Source organism: Arcanobacterium pinnipediorum, assembly GCF_023973165.1.
GTDB classification, from domain to species: Bacteria; Actinomycetota; Actinomycetes; order Actinomycetales; family Actinomycetaceae; genus Arcanobacterium; species Arcanobacterium pinnipediorum.
In genome coordinates this window covers 408053-424286 of sequence record NZ_CP099547.1, presented here as the reverse complement: position 1 = coordinate 424286, position 16234 = coordinate 408053, and the positions used below count along the sequence as shown (strand labels likewise).

General features: G+C 47.9%; 17 protein-coding genes and 2 pseudogenes. 10 read left to right on the top strand and 9 right to left on the bottom strand.

Annotated elements, in window-relative coordinates; all coding sequences use genetic code 11:
• Window positions 1-234 precede the first annotated feature (234 nt).
• The 3 genes from NG665_RS08700 to NG665_RS01795 form a co-directional block, all read right to left on the bottom strand.
• Window positions 235-408, bottom strand: coding sequence for a hypothetical protein (locus NG665_RS08700; RefSeq protein ID WP_168917347.1), 174 nt, complete (start codon window positions 406-408; stop codon window positions 235-237).
• Between the two features lie 969 nt (window positions 409-1377).
• Complete coding sequence (locus tag NG665_RS01800; protein ID WP_252673612.1) at window positions 1378-1644, bottom strand: hypothetical protein; 267 nt, start codon at window positions 1642-1644, stop codon at window positions 1378-1380.
• A 23-nt stretch (window positions 1645-1667) separates the two neighbouring features.
• Window positions 1668-2231, bottom strand: coding sequence for a hypothetical protein (locus NG665_RS01795; RefSeq protein ID WP_252673611.1), 564 nt, complete (start codon window positions 2229-2231; stop codon window positions 1668-1670).
• A 498-nt stretch (window positions 2232-2729) separates the two neighbouring features.
• Between NG665_RS01795 and NG665_RS08665 the strand changes: the two genes are divergently transcribed.
• Both NG665_RS08665 and NG665_RS01790 read left to right on the top strand, forming a co-directional pair.
• Window positions 2730-2960 carry a transposase gene (locus NG665_RS08665; protein WP_435366687.1) on the top strand — a complete coding sequence of 77 codons (231 nt, stop codon included), beginning with the start codon at window positions 2730-2732 and terminating at the stop codon, window positions 2958-2960.
• The gene (locus NG665_RS01790) at window positions 2960-3334 is read left to right on the top strand and encodes an IS3 family transposase (RefSeq protein ID WP_252673610.1); all 375 of its coding nucleotides are present in this window, start codon (window positions 2960-2962) and stop codon (window positions 3332-3334) included. Before NG665_RS08665 ends, NG665_RS01790 begins: the two co-directional genes overlap by 1 nt.
• On the opposite strand, the gene NG665_RS08695 is transcribed toward NG665_RS01790, so the two are convergent.
• The 4 genes and pseudogenes from NG665_RS08695 to NG665_RS08790 all read right to left on the bottom strand — a co-directional run.
• Window positions 3331-3582, bottom strand: coding sequence for an integrase core domain-containing protein (locus NG665_RS08695; protein ID WP_252673805.1), 252 nt, complete (start codon window positions 3580-3582; stop codon window positions 3331-3333). The two genes, NG665_RS01790 and NG665_RS08695, sit on opposite strands and share 4 nt — an antisense overlap.
• Before the next feature lie 64 nt (window positions 3583-3646).
• Window positions 3647-3793 carry a hypothetical protein gene (locus NG665_RS08690; RefSeq protein ID WP_353888248.1) on the bottom strand — a complete coding sequence of 49 codons (147 nt, stop codon included), beginning with the start codon at window positions 3791-3793 and terminating at the stop codon, window positions 3647-3649.
• Between the two features lie 133 nt (window positions 3794-3926).
• Window positions 3927-4088 carry an IS3 family transposase gene (locus NG665_RS01785; RefSeq protein ID WP_252673609.1) on the bottom strand — a complete coding sequence of 54 codons (162 nt, stop codon included), beginning with the start codon at window positions 4086-4088 and terminating at the stop codon, window positions 3927-3929.
• 255 nt (window positions 4089-4343) lie between these two features.
• Window positions 4344-4460 (bottom strand): annotated as a pseudogene (locus NG665_RS08790) (IS3 family transposase); the annotation flags it as partial.
• A 303-nt stretch (window positions 4461-4763) separates the two neighbouring features.
• Between NG665_RS08790 and NG665_RS08660 the strand changes: the two are divergent.
• Window positions 4764-4895, top strand: coding sequence for a hypothetical protein (locus tag NG665_RS08660; protein ID WP_275586617.1), 132 nt, complete (start codon window positions 4764-4766; stop codon window positions 4893-4895).
• 18 nt (window positions 4896-4913) lie between these two features.
• Here NG665_RS08660 and NG665_RS01780 read toward each other — a convergent pair whose 3' ends face one another.
• Entirely contained in the window at window positions 4914-6620 is a 1707-nt protein-coding gene (locus tag NG665_RS01780; RefSeq protein ID WP_252673608.1) for an alpha/beta hydrolase, read from the bottom strand.
• Window positions 6621-6767: 147 nt separating this feature from the next.
• Window positions 6768-6977 carry a hypothetical protein gene (locus tag NG665_RS01775; protein ID WP_252673607.1) on the bottom strand — a complete coding sequence of 70 codons (210 nt, stop codon included), beginning with the start codon at window positions 6975-6977 and terminating at the stop codon, window positions 6768-6770.
• Window positions 6978-7675: 698 nt separating this feature from the next.
• On the opposite strand from NG665_RS01775, the pseudogene NG665_RS01770 reads away from it, so the two are divergent.
• The 7 genes and pseudogenes from NG665_RS01770 to NG665_RS01745 form a co-directional block, all read left to right on the top strand.
• Window positions 7676-8058: pseudogene (locus NG665_RS01770) on the top strand (IS110 family transposase); the annotation flags it as partial.
• Window positions 8059-8345: 287 nt separating this feature from the next.
• Window positions 8346-8471, top strand: a complete 126-nt coding sequence (locus NG665_RS08655) for a hypothetical protein (RefSeq protein WP_256367955.1) — start codon at window positions 8346-8348, stop codon at window positions 8469-8471.
• A gap of 51 nt (window positions 8472-8522) precedes the next feature.
• Window positions 8523-9473 carry a radical SAM protein gene (locus NG665_RS01765; protein ID WP_168917338.1) on the top strand — a complete coding sequence of 317 codons (951 nt, stop codon included), beginning with the start codon at window positions 8523-8525 and terminating at the stop codon, window positions 9471-9473.
• A 799-nt stretch (window positions 9474-10272) separates the two neighbouring features.
• Window positions 10273-11643, top strand: coding sequence for an FtsX-like permease family protein (locus NG665_RS01760; protein WP_252673606.1), 1371 nt, complete (start codon window positions 10273-10275; stop codon window positions 11641-11643).
• Between the two features lie 121 nt (window positions 11644-11764).
• Window positions 11765-12376 (top strand): ABC transporter ATP-binding protein, encoded by a 612-nt coding sequence (locus tag NG665_RS01755; protein ID WP_197672576.1) that lies wholly within the window; start codon window positions 11765-11767, stop codon window positions 12374-12376.
• A 161-nt stretch (window positions 12377-12537) separates the two neighbouring features.
• Entirely contained in the window at window positions 12538-13644 is a 1107-nt protein-coding gene (gene trpS, locus NG665_RS01750) for a tryptophan--tRNA ligase (protein ID WP_252673605.1), read from the top strand.
• A 171-nt stretch (window positions 13645-13815) separates the two neighbouring features.
• On the top strand, window positions 13816-16182 hold the full coding sequence (locus NG665_RS01745) for a glycogen/starch/alpha-glucan phosphorylase (RefSeq protein ID WP_289812921.1): 2367 nt from the start codon (window positions 13816-13818) through the stop codon (window positions 16180-16182).
• Window positions 16183-16234: the final 52 nt, after the last annotated feature.

Here is a 16234-nt window from a genome sequence, read left to right as displayed (position 1 = left end):
AGGACTGCCCGTCCCACAGTTGGACATAAAACTTCTTTCCTAGAACACAAATTAGTAAAAACCGCCCGCACAAAACTGTGAATGGGGCTCCTATTTTTCTTTTGTTTAGTCTAGACGGCTAGTTTGACGGGCCTGGTTTCGTAGAAAGTCTCGTCTCGGATCATGGTGAAGAGGACTGCTAGATACTTGTGTGCGAGTGTGATTGGACTGGCCTAGTTTTTAGGGCCACTCGGCTTAAGTGTTGACCGTGTTTCCTTTTCTCCATCGTTGCGCGTATTGTCGTGGGCTAAGGTAACTCAGCGAGGAGTGCGTAGGGAAGTTATCGTAGAGCTGTGACCAGTGTCCGATGAGCACGCGGGCGTGAGAAGGATTCTCGATGAAGTTACCCTCGAGCAATTCCTCACGCATTCGATTGAGGAACGATTCAACAAACCCGTTATACTATGACTGGCCCGGTGGAATACTGTCTGAAGCGTTTGATCCTCACTAACCCAACTTTCCAGAGCACGGGAGATGAATTTCAGGTCCGTTATCCATCCGGATCATCCGTGGTTTATCACCATGTTCTTAAATGAACTCATCGATGATAGTACATATGCTGACCATCTTCCCGTGCCGGGCCTGAATCACAGTGGAAATCCAAAGACCACACATCTTTAGGGTATAGACCAGGGGCAACCTTACGGTGTTCTTCACCAGTTAAACGCTTACGCGTCTTCCTGGATAGCACACGCAGACCTTCCTCACACCAGATTCTGCAGAAGGCTTCCCGACATACTCCATATCCTTCTACTAGCGCCTTGATTCAAGCATCGCTGGTGTCCCCACCGGCGGTGGTCCTTAGCAAATGCGTGCATCCACTAGCACAAGGGAGGACACTTAACAGATTTGCTATCGTAGCATTTTGCATGCCGCTAAGCACTGTGTGAGAGCCTAACAATGTGCCAGGGAAGTCTTTGGAAGTAGCCAGCGCAACTAGATACCATTCCCATCATGACGGCGAGCTGGGCCTAGAATTTCCCACCCCATAGTTTCTTCCGCGCTACTTTTTCAACTCAACCCGGCCCAACAAAAGCTTCAGATGCGAGTTCTCGCCCCGCCTTCCTTAAGTTCGCGAGCCTTTTTCAACTTACGAACAATGTGTTCTGAAGTGGGCCTAATATAAGCCCACATCACCATTCATCCATTCTCCCCCCCCCGAAGGCAGGATATCAATAGACAACACTCAAGTCACCTGGATCGAAAAATCTAGAACGCTCCTATCTTCACTGGAACAATTTCCTTGATGGCTCACAAAACTGCATGTTTCACTCTTTAATGTAATTGGTGGTGGATACTCGGTTTGAGTATCCACCACCAATATTCTTCATATGTGTATCATGGTCTTCGCGAATCCCAGCCTACGATTACAAAAAGTATTCCAAGAATTTCAGAAAAAACGCCATAAGAGAGATATTTTGTAAATGACGCAACTTTTTGCAGCGCAGCAACAGAGAAATCTGAATCTGCGGCATGGTGTCCCGAACTAATATCGTCCAAAAGAATATTGAGAGTGTATGAACTATTCAGCGATGCAATAGTCAATAGAAACCCGACCAACACACAGATAATCCCTAAAACCAAGAAGACTTTTTTTAACTTCATTGCAATCTCATTCTCTCGTCGGTTTAGTAGATGTTATGACATTGTTCTCCAGCATACTGTCCATTTACAAACACTCTGGCACATTGCACACCTCTATTAACGGATTTGAAACGAGAGTAGATGGGACCTGTTGTCAAAAGTTTGCACCCCCAGTAGGTATTTCCGACATCTGTACGGTAGATCGTATTCCCGTAGCGATTCTGAAAGTCGATACGATAATTACAGAGGTTTAATCCTTCTGCTTCGGCCACTTCAGAGTTAATTGTCAAACCGCTTCCGTTGATTACGTGATCAAGCATCATTGACGGAATTCGGATGTCTTTAACGGTAAAACCTCCGATTGGTTGCGATCCCGACGCTGAGAGTGGCATTATGATATCTCTTCGCGTAGGAACAAGTTCGTAATTATTATCTCCTAGGCTTGGAACAAAATTTGGGAGAGAGGGATCATTGTTCTGAACCGACCCCCCGTAAATAGTGGTTCCTTCTTTGAAATTGTCTTCTGCCACGGCCGATGTCATCATGGACAAACTGACCACCACACAAGTGATGGATGCAATCAACATGTTCTTCACTGTGTTTTTCATGTTAGACCTTTCGTGTCAGTGCATGAGGTTTGCGATTATCACGACCTCTTCGTCGTGATAACTACTTTCATAATACAAAATTGATTAGTACCATGTGCTGGTTCGTGCAGTTTACTAAACGGAAATTTAAGTTACGAGAATTAAGGAATGTTTCAAATCGCTCACACACCCTGTGGCAGAAGAATAAATGCGATCATTTTTAAATCTATTTTTTACATACTATTCGGTGCGTCTCATGTCCCGTTGGTCCGGTAATACTGCACGATGTAGCGTTTTCGACGACAGTGTTCAACGTTTGTCTCCGCACAATAAACTTAAACCTAAACGATCACCACACCGCTCAAAGAATGATGGGGTTACCCTTGAATACCGGATGCCTAATTAGTGCGGACTGGGTGTTCGTACGGAAAGATGTTTGTTATGAGTCGTCAGAGGAAAAGATACACGTAGGAATATCGCGTTGAGGCTGCTGGCCTTGTTACTGAGACTGGGAGGACTATTGCAGAGGTATCGCGCGAGATTGGTGTTGGTCAGGCTTTGCTTGGTCGCTGGGTTAAACAAGAACGAGAGCACAATAACAGTTCCGGGGAACGGACATGTGCCGAATTAGAGGCCGAAAACTCACGGTTGAAAAAGGAACTGGCCTCGATCAAGCTTGATAATGAGTTCCTGTCAAAAGCCAGCGCCTTCTTCGCTGCGAAGCAACACGAGAAGAGAAATACGAACTAATGCAGCGCGAGAAGGCTAACTACTTTATTACCCGCATGGTCCGTTTGCTTAAAGTTTCGCGTTCATACTTTTATGCATGGGCTAAAAAGCAGGCCGCTATCTCAATTGGAGATGATGAGAAAACCAGCTACTACCAGCAACTAGATGAAAAAATTTATCGCATGTGGGAACGGTCAGACAAGGTCTATGGCACACCACGTATTACTGCTGATCTTCATGCTGGTGGTGTGAGTATTGACAAAAAGACCGTGGCCAAACGCATGAAGTTGATGGGCATTGAGGGTATTTCCCCGAGGAAGTGTGTACCTAGTAAAAAAGTTGGTGATGCTTCAGTTGCTGCAATCCCTGTGAAGTGTACCGGGTTTTCTTCCTAGGCTTTTGCCCTGGTTGGTGTTTGTATTTTCTGTGTTGTGTTAACGGTGTGCCAGTAGTCGTTTTCAACTTCGAGTGGTGTGCGGTAGTCGAGTGCTTGATGTAGCCGTGTCTTATTCCACCAACTTACCCATTCAAAAGTAGCGATTTCCACTTCGAGTACGTCTTGCCATGTACGAGGATGAATAAGCTCGTTTTTATAACAACCATTGACATTCTCAGCTAAAGCATTATCGTAGCTATCACCCACGCTACCGGTTGAGGGAATAATCCCTCCCCTGTGCTAGGTGCTCGTTATATACAATCGAAGCGTACTAGGAACCATGATCACTATGATCTACTAGCCCGCTGACCTCCTTCGCACAAGCAATTACTTGGTTTAACGCCTGTAGTGGTAAAGCCTGGGTTCGCATAGAATCCGACAACGCCCACCCCACGATCTTAGGGCTGAAAACATCCACAACAAAAGCCGCATACACAAACCCCTGACGTGTTCGACCATACGTAATATCGCCCCACCCATAACTAGCCGGGTTTAACGGCACAGAAATGACGATTAACTAAATCAAGACGAGTATCTTCACATCTTCTTAGTCAACTCACCACCGAGGATCGGCCTTTACCTTTGCCTAACAACCCGGCTAAACACATAAACCTAGCTGTTTGTTCACACCCAATCATGATCCAGGCACGCCCTAAAGCACGCCACATCTTACGCACCCCATACACACCATAATTCGAGGCATGAATATCCACGCATAATCCTCACAAGATCACTATCACGTCTGGCTCGAGCGCTTAACAGAACCGACCTGGCATAACAATAGCCACGAAAGGTAATGAATCCTCCCTCACGATACTTAATTCAACATCACGCACATGAAACACGACATGCGAAACGATCCTTATGAGGTCTGATGCATTTTTAGGTGACAGTCTTTTATGCAGCTTTGAGTGCTGTGGTTACTATTTTCTCATATTCTATGGGTGTTTGTTTACCGAGCCGGTTTTGGCAGCGTTATCGCCACACGCTCCAACTCTTCCCATGGACCCAATCAAGTGGTGATTTTGCAGGGCTTGAGTCTAAGCATTCGAACGAAATTGGCTACCGCGCTCGGAATGGACAATACATCCGTGCATGTTCATTCCTTCTCACTTGTGGTAGTGAACTTATGGCTAATTACTCCTTGTTGATCTGTGATTGCTCAGTAATCATCATGAACAGCAGGCCCAGGCCTTGGATGGCGAGAACGTTTTTTACCGTAAGAAGACCATAGTTGTTCTTGATTACACAGTTTCCATGCATCAGACCCCTTCCACCTTGGAGCATACAACCGCTTCTAACCTATGTGGAACACATGGCACGTGCCAACAACCCCGTCGTCGTAAAATCTTTTAGGCAACGGTTACAAACCCGAACTAATATCCATCATGAAAAACAATCACCCTCACCCTAAAGTGATACGTTTCGACGACGACGAAGAAAACACCGCTAATTCTGGCATCATCGCGACCGAAGAAAAACCTTCATGTACTACAGTGAGCGAACGTTTTATGAGCTAGTTGTTCGAAACGAGCATATTACTTCTGCTCTGCGTGGTTTTTGCTAAGGAAACTGGTGATGAGCGTTTTAACATCGCGCCAAGTGCGGGTTTGAGGAATCGAAAGCGCGCCGTGAAAAGTTCCTGGAAGTATATGCAGTTCGGCAATTCCACCGCCATCGATCAGATCTGTTGCCAAAGTAATCGCTTCGTCTCGCAAGGGATCCACAGGGTTCGCAATAATCATAGTCGGCGGCAGCGAGGCTGCACTATTTCGCACTGAAACATGCACTTGTGTAGGATCCACGCCAGCGAGATAGTGCTCCCAAGCTGCCTGGGCTGCTGCCGCCGTCCATACTGGACCCTCGCGATAAATCTGGTAAGAGCGGGAGGAAGCTCGTGGATCAAGGCATGGTTCTAAACAAATAAAACCGGAAATCGTCGCATTCGATCGTGTGGCCACTAGGGTTTGTAAAGCTTGTAGTCCAACTCCAGCGCCGGCTGAATCCCCCAACACAAAGATAGGAACGTTTGGGTATTGATCTTCCATATAATTGATGGCATCAATGCAGTCTTGAACTGCGGCTGGATACGGGTGTTCGGGCGCCAGGCGATATTCAGGTGCACAGATCACAGTAGTTGGGAGCAGCTCTAGTAATTCATAGTTGCGTTCATCATCATATTCGGCCTTCCCAGCCACATAACCACCACCATGAAGCGCAATGAGTATCTGATCTGGTTGTTGATCGGTGCGGTGCAATATCCGCAACGGTAAACCGCGGCCGGTTTTCATTATGGTGGCACGAATTTTACTGCCTACACCGCCATCAGCTCTCGTTAGCAACTGTTCTCCGGCCTGGCGTAATTGTTCAACATCCCACGTGGTTTGGGACGGAGCACTGCTTAAACAACGTTGCAACTCAGGGGCAAGATAAGGATGTGGGGAAGAATTATCGTCGAGAGATAACAAGAAATCATCAACAAGAGCATAAAACGCAGTGGAGTTATCTCTACGAACCGTATGGGAAGTGCCCGAAATCAGTGCGGTTTTCAGATACGGGTTGCCATAACTGTTAATTTCTTTCAAACCCTGCCCGCCAAAGAGAACATCACTGCCTTCGCCGGTCACTAAGAGAGTAGGGACGCTAACATGGTGGAGAATTGTTCGGCCCTGGGAGCCGACAATTCCAGTTCTGACAAACTTTCGATCCACTTGCGTCTTTCCTTGTAACCATCCGCCATATTCAGACACCGGCCAGCTAGTATATGTTTTCATAAGCTCGATCATGGCTTCACCGACGTCGTTACTCATGAGTTCTAGGCGTTGAGCCAGGAGCGGACCTCCGGCTCGATACGTTTCATACTGCTGTGGAGTAAGCAGCGCCGGATCTTCGAGGATAAGCGCTGTAACAAGTGAAGGTATCTGTAAGGAAACATGCGTAGCAATCGCGCCACCAAGGGAGTGCCCGTAGATAACAACTTTCCCTTGTGGTGACTGAGCAGCGGCAGTTTGAACACTTTCGATCGCCGTTTTCACGAGAGCAGAAAACGGATCTAGCAGTTGGCTATCAGAAAATCGAGGGCTAGTTCCATGCCCGAGAGAATCGACGAGGATTACCCGCCAGTCAGGCGCCCAATGGTCTGCGAGGTCACTCAGTGAGGCCGCGTTATCCGTCACTCCGTGAAAAGCGACAATGGTACCGCGCACGGACTTACCGCTTGCAATGTGAGTCAACGGCGTGAACACTGATCTGCTCCTTTACATAACCTCCGAGGATTCTAATGAATATCCTAAAGCATCACTGGCTTTAATAACCGCGGCGAACTCACCATCACCGCACTCAAAGCCGGATACTAGCAGTGCAAACCGTCAGATAGCTACGCCTATTACTTACTAGCAGCCAGAAGTCTCAACTTTCACTTTTCTTTGAGAATCGAGGAGATAAGCAACGTAAAAAACAAACAGCGAGAGAAAACCAGGCAAGGCCCCTCCAATTACATCTAGCGCAAACAGAAGAGCAAAAGCAAAGGCGGCTAAACCTGAGAAAAACATGACGAAAGCAAGGAAAATTTTCATTAGCTGAGAGCCTTCCTCTATCTTCACATCACTGACACTTATAGGGATATTTTACCAAAGACCGATACGAAGCAATATTCGGATGGAGCAGGGCAATCACTCAATCCACTATCGGACACGCCCACCTACAAACAAACGCTCACAACACAAAGCTAAAGACATTTTCTTTTATTTCTTCGTTTTCCTATCCAAAGCTACAACCAACCACGTAATATTCCACAACAGAAGATGAACATGAGGAACTGACCATGTGTTCCATCAAGAATACGGATGAATCCCATGCAAACCTACGTCTACTTCACTGGGAGAACTGACCGTATTTGACGGAAGTTATCTCAATGGGAGGAAAAGAAGGCCCGTTACTGTTTTGATAAGCTCTGAAGCTGGCATTTGCGCGATGATGGGTTTGGCTGGACTATCTCGGCATGATTGTTTGCCCCTGTCTTTTAATGATCCGGGGGGTGTCACCGGGATCGGACAGACATACTCGTGATTACTCATCAGGGGCATGGCGCTGGAATATGATGCCTGTCGCAGGCGTGGGTGTAAGACGGATGTATTTACCCGTGAAAGCTAACAACTAGTTAGCTGGTTGTATTCTTGAAAGTCAGACAGGCAGTGATACCGGAGAATTTTGATATCTGGCTTGGCATCGACGCAGGGCAAGACTGATCACTGGGCAACCATCGTTCACGGTAGTAGCGATCAAGTCTACTCACATTCGCTTACCCAACGATGGAGAAAAACTACGACAGATTTATGATGAGCTTGCCAGCCTTGGCCCAATACTTGTTGTGGTAGATCAGCCAGCAACAATTCGGCGCGCTGGCTGTGGCAGTGGCCCAAGCAATTGAGGATACATGTCGCGTACTTACCCGGTTCGGCAATGCGACCGATCGCGGATCTATACCCCGGGATAAGCTAAAACCAACCAGCGCGATGCGTTCATCATCGCTCAAGCAGCTCCCACGATCCCCCACTTCACATGGTTGATGAAGATGAAGCCGAGCTGGGGATGCTCACCGAATTTGATGATGATCTCCCCAACAAAGCATTGCCGGAAACCCTTAATAGCTCAAGTAAGATCGAGCTGGTTCACACTCAGGTTGGGGCGAACAACGTCGACGTAGAATTCGCGACGTTCAAGTGAGCAACCTGATGAAATCGTCCCAGACTTAACCGGAGTCTAGGTTATCACCCCGCCAACTGAGACTGAGTAGGAATTTTAAAACCTGCTCCTAAATCAAGAAAATGAATGAAATCAAGACAGATGCCTAGAAACAAAACCGGGGCAGTTCATGCCACATAACTGAATTTCTTACACCTATAGGATTTAGTTCCTATTTTCTCTGGAATACTCCTTATATACTTATATGCATAAAGTTAGGAGGTGAGATGAGTTCTACAACAGACGCTCTGAAAGAGCTCAATTTAGACAGTGAGTTAATCGAGCTAACCGACCAAGACGACCATTGGCATTTCATTACATGCGGAATCATCATCGGATCAGGCGGTTGCTAATGCAACTCGTGTGGCCGAGATAAACGCTCGGCCACACGACTTTGGAGAAAAATGAAACGTGGTATAAGCGTAGGAATTATCATTACCCGACGATGTAATGCACATTGCATCCACTGCTGCTTCGAATCAACGCCTAAATGTTCAGAGGAGATACCGACAGAAACTCTTATGCAAATTGCGCACGAAGTGGCTTCAAATCCAATAGTCCAAACGGTAGGGATAAGCGGAGGTGAAGCAATGTTACGTAAACAGGTGGTCCTCAACATGATAAAGATCGTGACCGCACAAGGTAAGAAGGCTACCCTAACATCGAATGGTTTTTGGGGAATAACCCCGAGAAGTGCACGAGAGGCCATTTTAGAACTCAAACAAGCTGGACTCGCCTATCTGACTATTAGCCACGACAGCTTCCATTCCCCATTCATCAACAAAGCTCGTGTTGAAAACATCATAAAAGCATGCGATGAATTGAATTTGGAATGTTGCATAAATTGCGCCACAACTAAGAGTAACCCTCTCGATTCTTCCATTCTCTCAATCAAGAAAAAATATCCCCAAGTTACCATAAGGGAATTTCCCGTAACACCAGTCGGCGCTGCCACCAATCTTCCAGAGAGTGAATTGTACAGATCATCACTACCAATTTCGGAGCTAAACTGCCCCAGCTTCGAACCAACTTTTCACTACGATGGGTATATCTACCCATGCTGCTCTCCCGCAGTCTTTGGCACTAGTTTAAAAATCGGAACTGTAGACGGGACGCCTTTTGAAGAAGCACTAAAAACGATTACTTACAATAGCTACTTTTCAGTTATTAGGCATGAAGGTTTTGGCTGGATCTACAATTTAGCAATTTCCAGAGGCCTAATCCCACGCCTTGAAGACTCAATAGTTACAGACGCATGTAGCGTCTGCCGAGCACTAACACTCACCCCACATGTATTACAGAGCCTCGCCAACGATATAACCTCACGCGCGAAATTCCTTATGCAACAAAGTTAGATATTTAGATAATGAAAATACGTAAATATCTTCGAGCTTCCACAGAGGATTATATTCTACTCTCAAAAGGCGAACAAACATTTGTGTATTTCACCTCAAAACGGAAGTGCTACGTAGGAAAAACTGAGGAGTTTGAGGAAAACCATACGTGGCAAGTCGAATACACCTATCACGAATATCGATACGCCTTCATAATTTTCATTATTACAGCCGCGTGTATTGCTTGGTCATTACATCTATATATTAGCAGCAACCTCAACTCTTACAGATATCTATCGAGCTACCCTCACCTATTATCGCTATTGTTCTACGCGCTATTTCAAGCTCTTATACACGAATATTCCCATGTTCTCGCTTTACGTTTACACGGTCAAAAAATTGATTCATGGGGATTTCATTTTAACCTCGGTTTCATACCTTCAATTTTCGTCCGAATAAACCGTGTCTATCTACTCCCTCCGGGATTCAGAATAACTGTACATCTAGCCGGAGTCTTTGCGAATGCAGTTTCAAACACAACTTTCCTCATTAGTAGCTATCACTGCACACAATTAAGTGCTAGTGCACCGATATTTCTAATTTTCAACTTTGCTATACTCTTCAATATTATTCCTTTTGTAAATTCAGATGGTTATAGAGCACTCCTCACACTCTTAAACCTGGACACCTCCACCTTGAAGCATACAAACTCTTCTAACCTATATAGTAGAATTTATTATGCTCTGAAAGTTGGAACGGTTTTATTTTTCCTTATTTCCATCGCAACAATAGTAATAAGCATTGTGGGAGGCCGGGCAATATGCTGAAAGAGATTCGCGATTTCATTCCAATGTTCGTAGCAACCCTCAGCATTTCCTCCATTTCTTGTTGCCTCATCACACTATCCCTGGGCACGACTATCGCAGGCGCACAGTTACCAACTGGCCCAGCTGCAGAGCAATTCTCCGTTCTTGGAGGCTTCCAGATGGCGTTGACTATTATGGCAATACTTTTCTGCGTTCCAACCATTATCCGGCTAGCGGTCGAGGAAGATTCGAGAAGAATTGCGCTATGGCAAGTCATTGGCGCTTCTCCAGCTGCAGCACGATTACGGTACGTTACTTTAGCCTACCTTGCGGCCGTTATCGGCTGTGTGCTTGGCACTGTACTTGCAATGTCACTATGGGATTTCTACATAGTTCTGATTCAGAAAACTGGACTTCTCCCAGCTGATTCAGGATACATACATCAAAGTATATGGGCAATCGTGTTCGCACCGATTACATCACTTCTCACCGTCATTCTTCCGTTAGTTTTAACGACTCGCTCTCTACTCAAACTCGATCCTGTTATCGCAGTAAATGGCCCTTTTGCGAATCCAACTGAACGCCAGTGGGTGCGCTATCTTTTCTCTTTCCTCGTGACGGGAGGAATGATCGCATCTTATATAGCAATATCAAAGGTACCTATCACCACCAGCTCTGAGATTCTTAGCGGTTTGATCAGCGCTTACTGGGGAATCGGACTTGGGCTATTACTCGCGTTTGGCATAACAAGCAAAGCGATAGTTAAGTCCACGATCGCGTTCATTGGACTATTCGACCCAGTTAATATTTTTGATAGCTGGATGATTGCGTTAACCTCTGCGAAGCGCCGAGCATTCCGCTCTACAGCGTTCATCACTCCGCTAGTTTTGGCAGCAACATCAGTCGGCCTAGTATTTGGCATGATCGCCCAAACACGTAACGTAATGTCCGCAATTGGAGCCTCCGAGGAGAGCCTTCAAGTCAGCCCTAGTTCCCAGATTCTATTAATTTTCAGCACACCAGTTATTCTGGCAGCGGCAGGCGGAGTATTAGCTGTCTACTTAACAAACCGTTCTCGAGTGCACGACATTGCACTACTACAGGTTCTCGGTTGCAAGCCTTCGACCATCACATTCGCAGCATTTCTAGAATCCCTTATTTATCTACTGGTCGCATCCTTAATCAGCACAGCGATCCTTTTCATCAACAGTCTAGCTATGGGTTTGGCACTCTCGGCTGGGCCAGTTCCAGATACGCAATCAAGTGGCATACCTCTTGAAACATACATTCTTTTAACCGCTGGATTTTTACTGATAACACTTTTTACCGAAATCTCAACTTTGATTCAATCTCGCTCACTAAATATGCAAGCTATTGTCCGATAAGAGGTTTAAGATGCAACCCATAGTCCAGGTAGAAGCTCTATCGAAGAGTTTCCCACTAAACAAGAATGAATCAGTACACGTGCTGAAAAACTTATCGTTCCAGGCTCAAGCAGGAGAGTTTGTGTCTATTGTTGGCCCGTCAGGGTCTGGCAAAACTACCTTTCTTTACTGCATGTCTGGACTAGAACAAGCAGATTCCGGGATAGCAAAACTATGCGGCAGCGATGTAGTGTCCGCCTCCAGAAAGGAAAGAAGCGCGATACGTCGTAAGAACGCAAGCTTCATATTTCAAGATTACAATCTGATTGACTCGATGACAGCGCTTGAAAACGTCAAACTTGGCCTTCGTTTCAATAAAAAACGACTCTCCGCAAAAGCTATCAAAAAACTATTCGACCGCTTCGGTCTTTCGGATAAGTTAGATTCTTATCCAGCCCAACTCTCCGGAGGTCAACGACAGCGAGTTGCAATTGTCCGGTCTCTCGCGGTACAACCAAAAATTCTTTTTGCAGATGAGCCCTCAGGAGCACTCGATTCAGCCTCAACACGCCTACTTCTCGATCAACTCGCCCAGTTACATAAAACTGGGACCACTGTAATCATGGTTACCCATGACCTTGCAGCTGCCGCTAGAGCAGACAGAGCCATAGTTTTACGCGATGGTATCATCCATAGCGATATACTAAGCCCCACCGCCGAACAACTATTTTCACTCATAGGTTCCACGGACTGATCCGCCCAGAAGTTACCACTAGGAAAACCACGTCGTTTTGAGCTTTAGATAACTCCCACCTGTCCGCCGTCGCAAGACCCTTTGCCAGAAGCCCGTGAAACGTCACGCTTCACAGCTATGTGAAGCAAAAAGTGGTGGCGGAGCACGCTAGACTAGAGGACATGAGTGAAAATAATGCGCAACTCGCCTTGGAAGCGACAACATCGGATGCTTCGCTCGAAGCTACCCGCCAGATGAGCGAGAAAATCAACCTAACTATTGACGACGATCCCTCGAAGTTCCGGGTATTGACCGGCGCACGGCCAACTGGGCACCTGCATATCGGCCACTACTTCGGAACGTTGCAAAACTGGCGTAAACTCCAGCAACGCGGCGTCGATACGTGGCTACTTATTGCTGACTATCAGGTGATTACGGATCGCGATGAAGCCGATTCGATCCGCGAGCGCACCATGTCTCTCCTCACCGATTATCTCGCGGTGGGTATGGATCCTGAAGAAACCGTATTCTTCGCACACTCGCAAGTCCCCGAACTCAACGAACTTGTTATTCCGTTCTTATCGGTTGTTTCCGACGCCGAACTGCGCCGCAACCCTACAGTCAAAGCTGAATACGAGGCAACGAACGGTCGGCCAATGTCTGGCCTTCTGCTCACCTACCCGGTTCACCAGGCTGCCGATATTTTGTTCTGTAAAGCAAACCTAGTACCGGTTGGCAAGGATCAGCTTCCGCACTTGGAGCAGGCCCGCGTGATCGCCGATCGTTTCGAAAAGCGGTACAACAAGGGTAAGAAAGCGAAGCGAATCTTCCCGCGCCCACACGCGCTTTTGTCCGATGCCGCGCACGTGCTTGGTTTAGATGGTGAGAAGATGTCGAAGTCGCGCGGCAACACGATCGAGTTGCGGATGAGTGCTGACGAGACGGCGAAGAAACTCAAACGCGCAGTAACCGATTCAGATCGTCACATTACATACGATCCAGTTAATCGCCCCGAAGTTTCCAACTTGTTACTTATCGCCTCGATGTGTACTGGACGCACCCCTGAAGTTATCGCCGAAGAAATTGGCGACGGCGGTGGCGGTACGTTGAAGAAGGTTGTCACCGAAGCTCTTAACGAGCACCTAGCTCCGATCCGTGCCCGCCGCGCGGAACTAGAACAGGATCCAGAGTATTTGCGCAGTGTTCTCATGCGCGGAATTGAGCGTGCGCGCGAACAAGCACAAGAGACTCTCGATGACGTCCACAACGCGCTCGGAATGAGCTACTAAAATTTACAACCATGAGGCGACTTTCACCATAGAACCCAATCCGCCGGAGATTGTGGCGTAAATCTATGGCGAAAGTCCCTCGTGAAATATTTTTCGCAACGTTTCATCTAGGTTACGATTGCACTATAAGGAAGTGGGCCACAGCCCACGACACCCCCGGAAAGGGAGAATATGACCCGTCCTGATACAACAACCGCAATCGGCATGCAGGTGCGCGCCGTCTCTGGCCGCAACGAACACTCTGGCACCCCGATGGAATACTGGGCCGCAACGTCCAACGCCGTCGTCGATCGCATTGCAGATAACTGGCAGCGCACCGAAGAAACCTACAACGCAACCCGTATGCAGCACTACTTCTCTGCCGAGTTCCTCATGGGCCGCGCGCTGTTGAACAACCTCACCAACCTTGGCATGATCGAAGAAGCCTCCCAAGCTCTGAATGCTTTTGGTCAAAACCTCTCCGATGTTCTCGAAGAAGAACACGATGCCGCACTCGGAAACGGTGGTCTTGGCCGCCTAGCTGCCTGCTTCCTTGATTCGTGCGCAACCATGGATCTGCCAGTACGCGGATACGGAATCCTCTATCGTTACGGACTCTTCCGCCAGCTATTTAATGACGGCTTCCAAGAAGAAGAGCCAGATGCTTGGATGGAAGAAGGCTACCCCTTCGTTATTCGCCGCGAAGAAGAACAGCGCCTCGTTAAATACGCCGATCTCGATGTTCGAGCTATTCCTTACGACATGCCCATCACCGGCTACGGCACCAAGAACGTCAATACCTTGCGCATGTGGAAGGCTGAGCCGACCAAAGAATTCGACTACGATGCTTTCAACTCTCAGCGCTTCACCGACGCGATCGTTGAACGCGAGCGCGTCCACGATATTTGCCGCGTGCTCTACCCCAACGATTCCACCTACGAAGGTAAGGTCTTGCGTGTTCGCCAGCAGTACTTCTTCTGCTCGGCATCACTGCAAGCAATCGTCGATAACCACCTCGAGCACCAGGGAACCTTGGATAATTTCCATGAATTCAACTGTATCCAGCTCAACGATACTCACCCAGTGCTCGCCATCCCAGAGCTCATGCGTTTGCTTCTCGATGAGCACGGCTACACTTGGGAAGCAGCATGGGAGATTGTTTCTCAAACTTTCGGTTACACCAACCACACCGTCTTGGCAGAAGCTCTCGAAACGTGGGAGATGAGCATCTTCGATCGTCTCTTCCCACGTATTAGCGAAATCGTGCGCGAAATCGATCGTCGCTTCCGCGAAGAGCTTGCCGCCGAAGGCTACCATCCAGGCAAGATTGAGTACATGGCTCCAATCCAAGGTAACCGTGTTCACATGGCTTGGATCGCCTGCTACGCGGCTTACTCCATCAACGGCGTGGCTGCCTTGCACACCGAAATCATCAAGAAGGACACGCTCCACGACTGGTACGATATTTGGCCGCAGCGGTTCAACAACAAGACCAATGGCGTTACCCCACGTCGTTGGCTCAACCAGTGCAACCCACGCCTGGCAGCATTGCTCACCGAGCTTCTCGGCTCCGATGCTTGGGTGCGCAACCTCGACGAGCTCAAGAAGCTTGAACACTTTGGCGACGACGACGCCGTCTTGGATCGTCTCAATGAGATCAAGGCAGCAAACAAGGCTGATTTCGCTGCATGGATCAAGAATCGTCAAGGCGTAACCGTCAATCCGGAAGCTATTTTCGACGTTCAGATCAAGCGTCTGCACGAATACAAGCGCCAGTTAATGAACGCGCTTTACATCCTCGACCTCTACTTCCGGTTAAAGGATGATCCAAGCCTCGACGTTGCTCCTCGCCTGTTCATTTTCGGCGCGAAGGCAGCTCCCGGCTATGTGCGTGCTAAGGCAATCATTAAGTTGATCAACGAAATTGGCCGCCTGATTAACAACGATCCAGATATGGACGGCAAGCTCCAAGTTCTCTTCGTGGAAAACTACAATGTTTCCCCGGCAGAGCACATTATCCCCGCTTCTGATGTTTCGGAGCAGATTTCAACTGCCGGTAAGGAAGCATCGGGAACCTCGAACATGAAGTTCATGATGAACGGTGCATTGACACTCGGCACCCTCGACGGTGCAAACGTCGAAATCCTTGACTCCGTCGGCGAAGAAAATGCCTACATTTTCGGCGCTAAGGAAGAAGAGCTCCCTGAGTTACGCGCCACCTACAACCCACGAGCAACAGCAGAACAAACCCCTGGTTTGAAGCGCGTTCTCGATGCCTTCGTAGATGGCACCTTGGACGATGGCGGAACCGGCATGTTCCACGACCTGCTCAACTCCCTTTACGAGCCAAGCTGGGAGCCAGCCGACGTCTACTACGTACTCGGCGACTTCGCTTCCTACCGCGAGACTCGTGACAAGATGGCTGCTGATTACCAGGATCGTCGCCACTGGGCAAAAATGGCGTGGAAGAACATCGTCGAATCTGGCCGATTCTCTTCGGATCGCACCATCGGAGACTACGCCCGCGAGGTGTGGAAGATTACGCCGCATGCAATCTAATCAGGTAGGCTGATCTACTCCCATACAAGCTGCAGCGGTGGGGTTGGTGTTC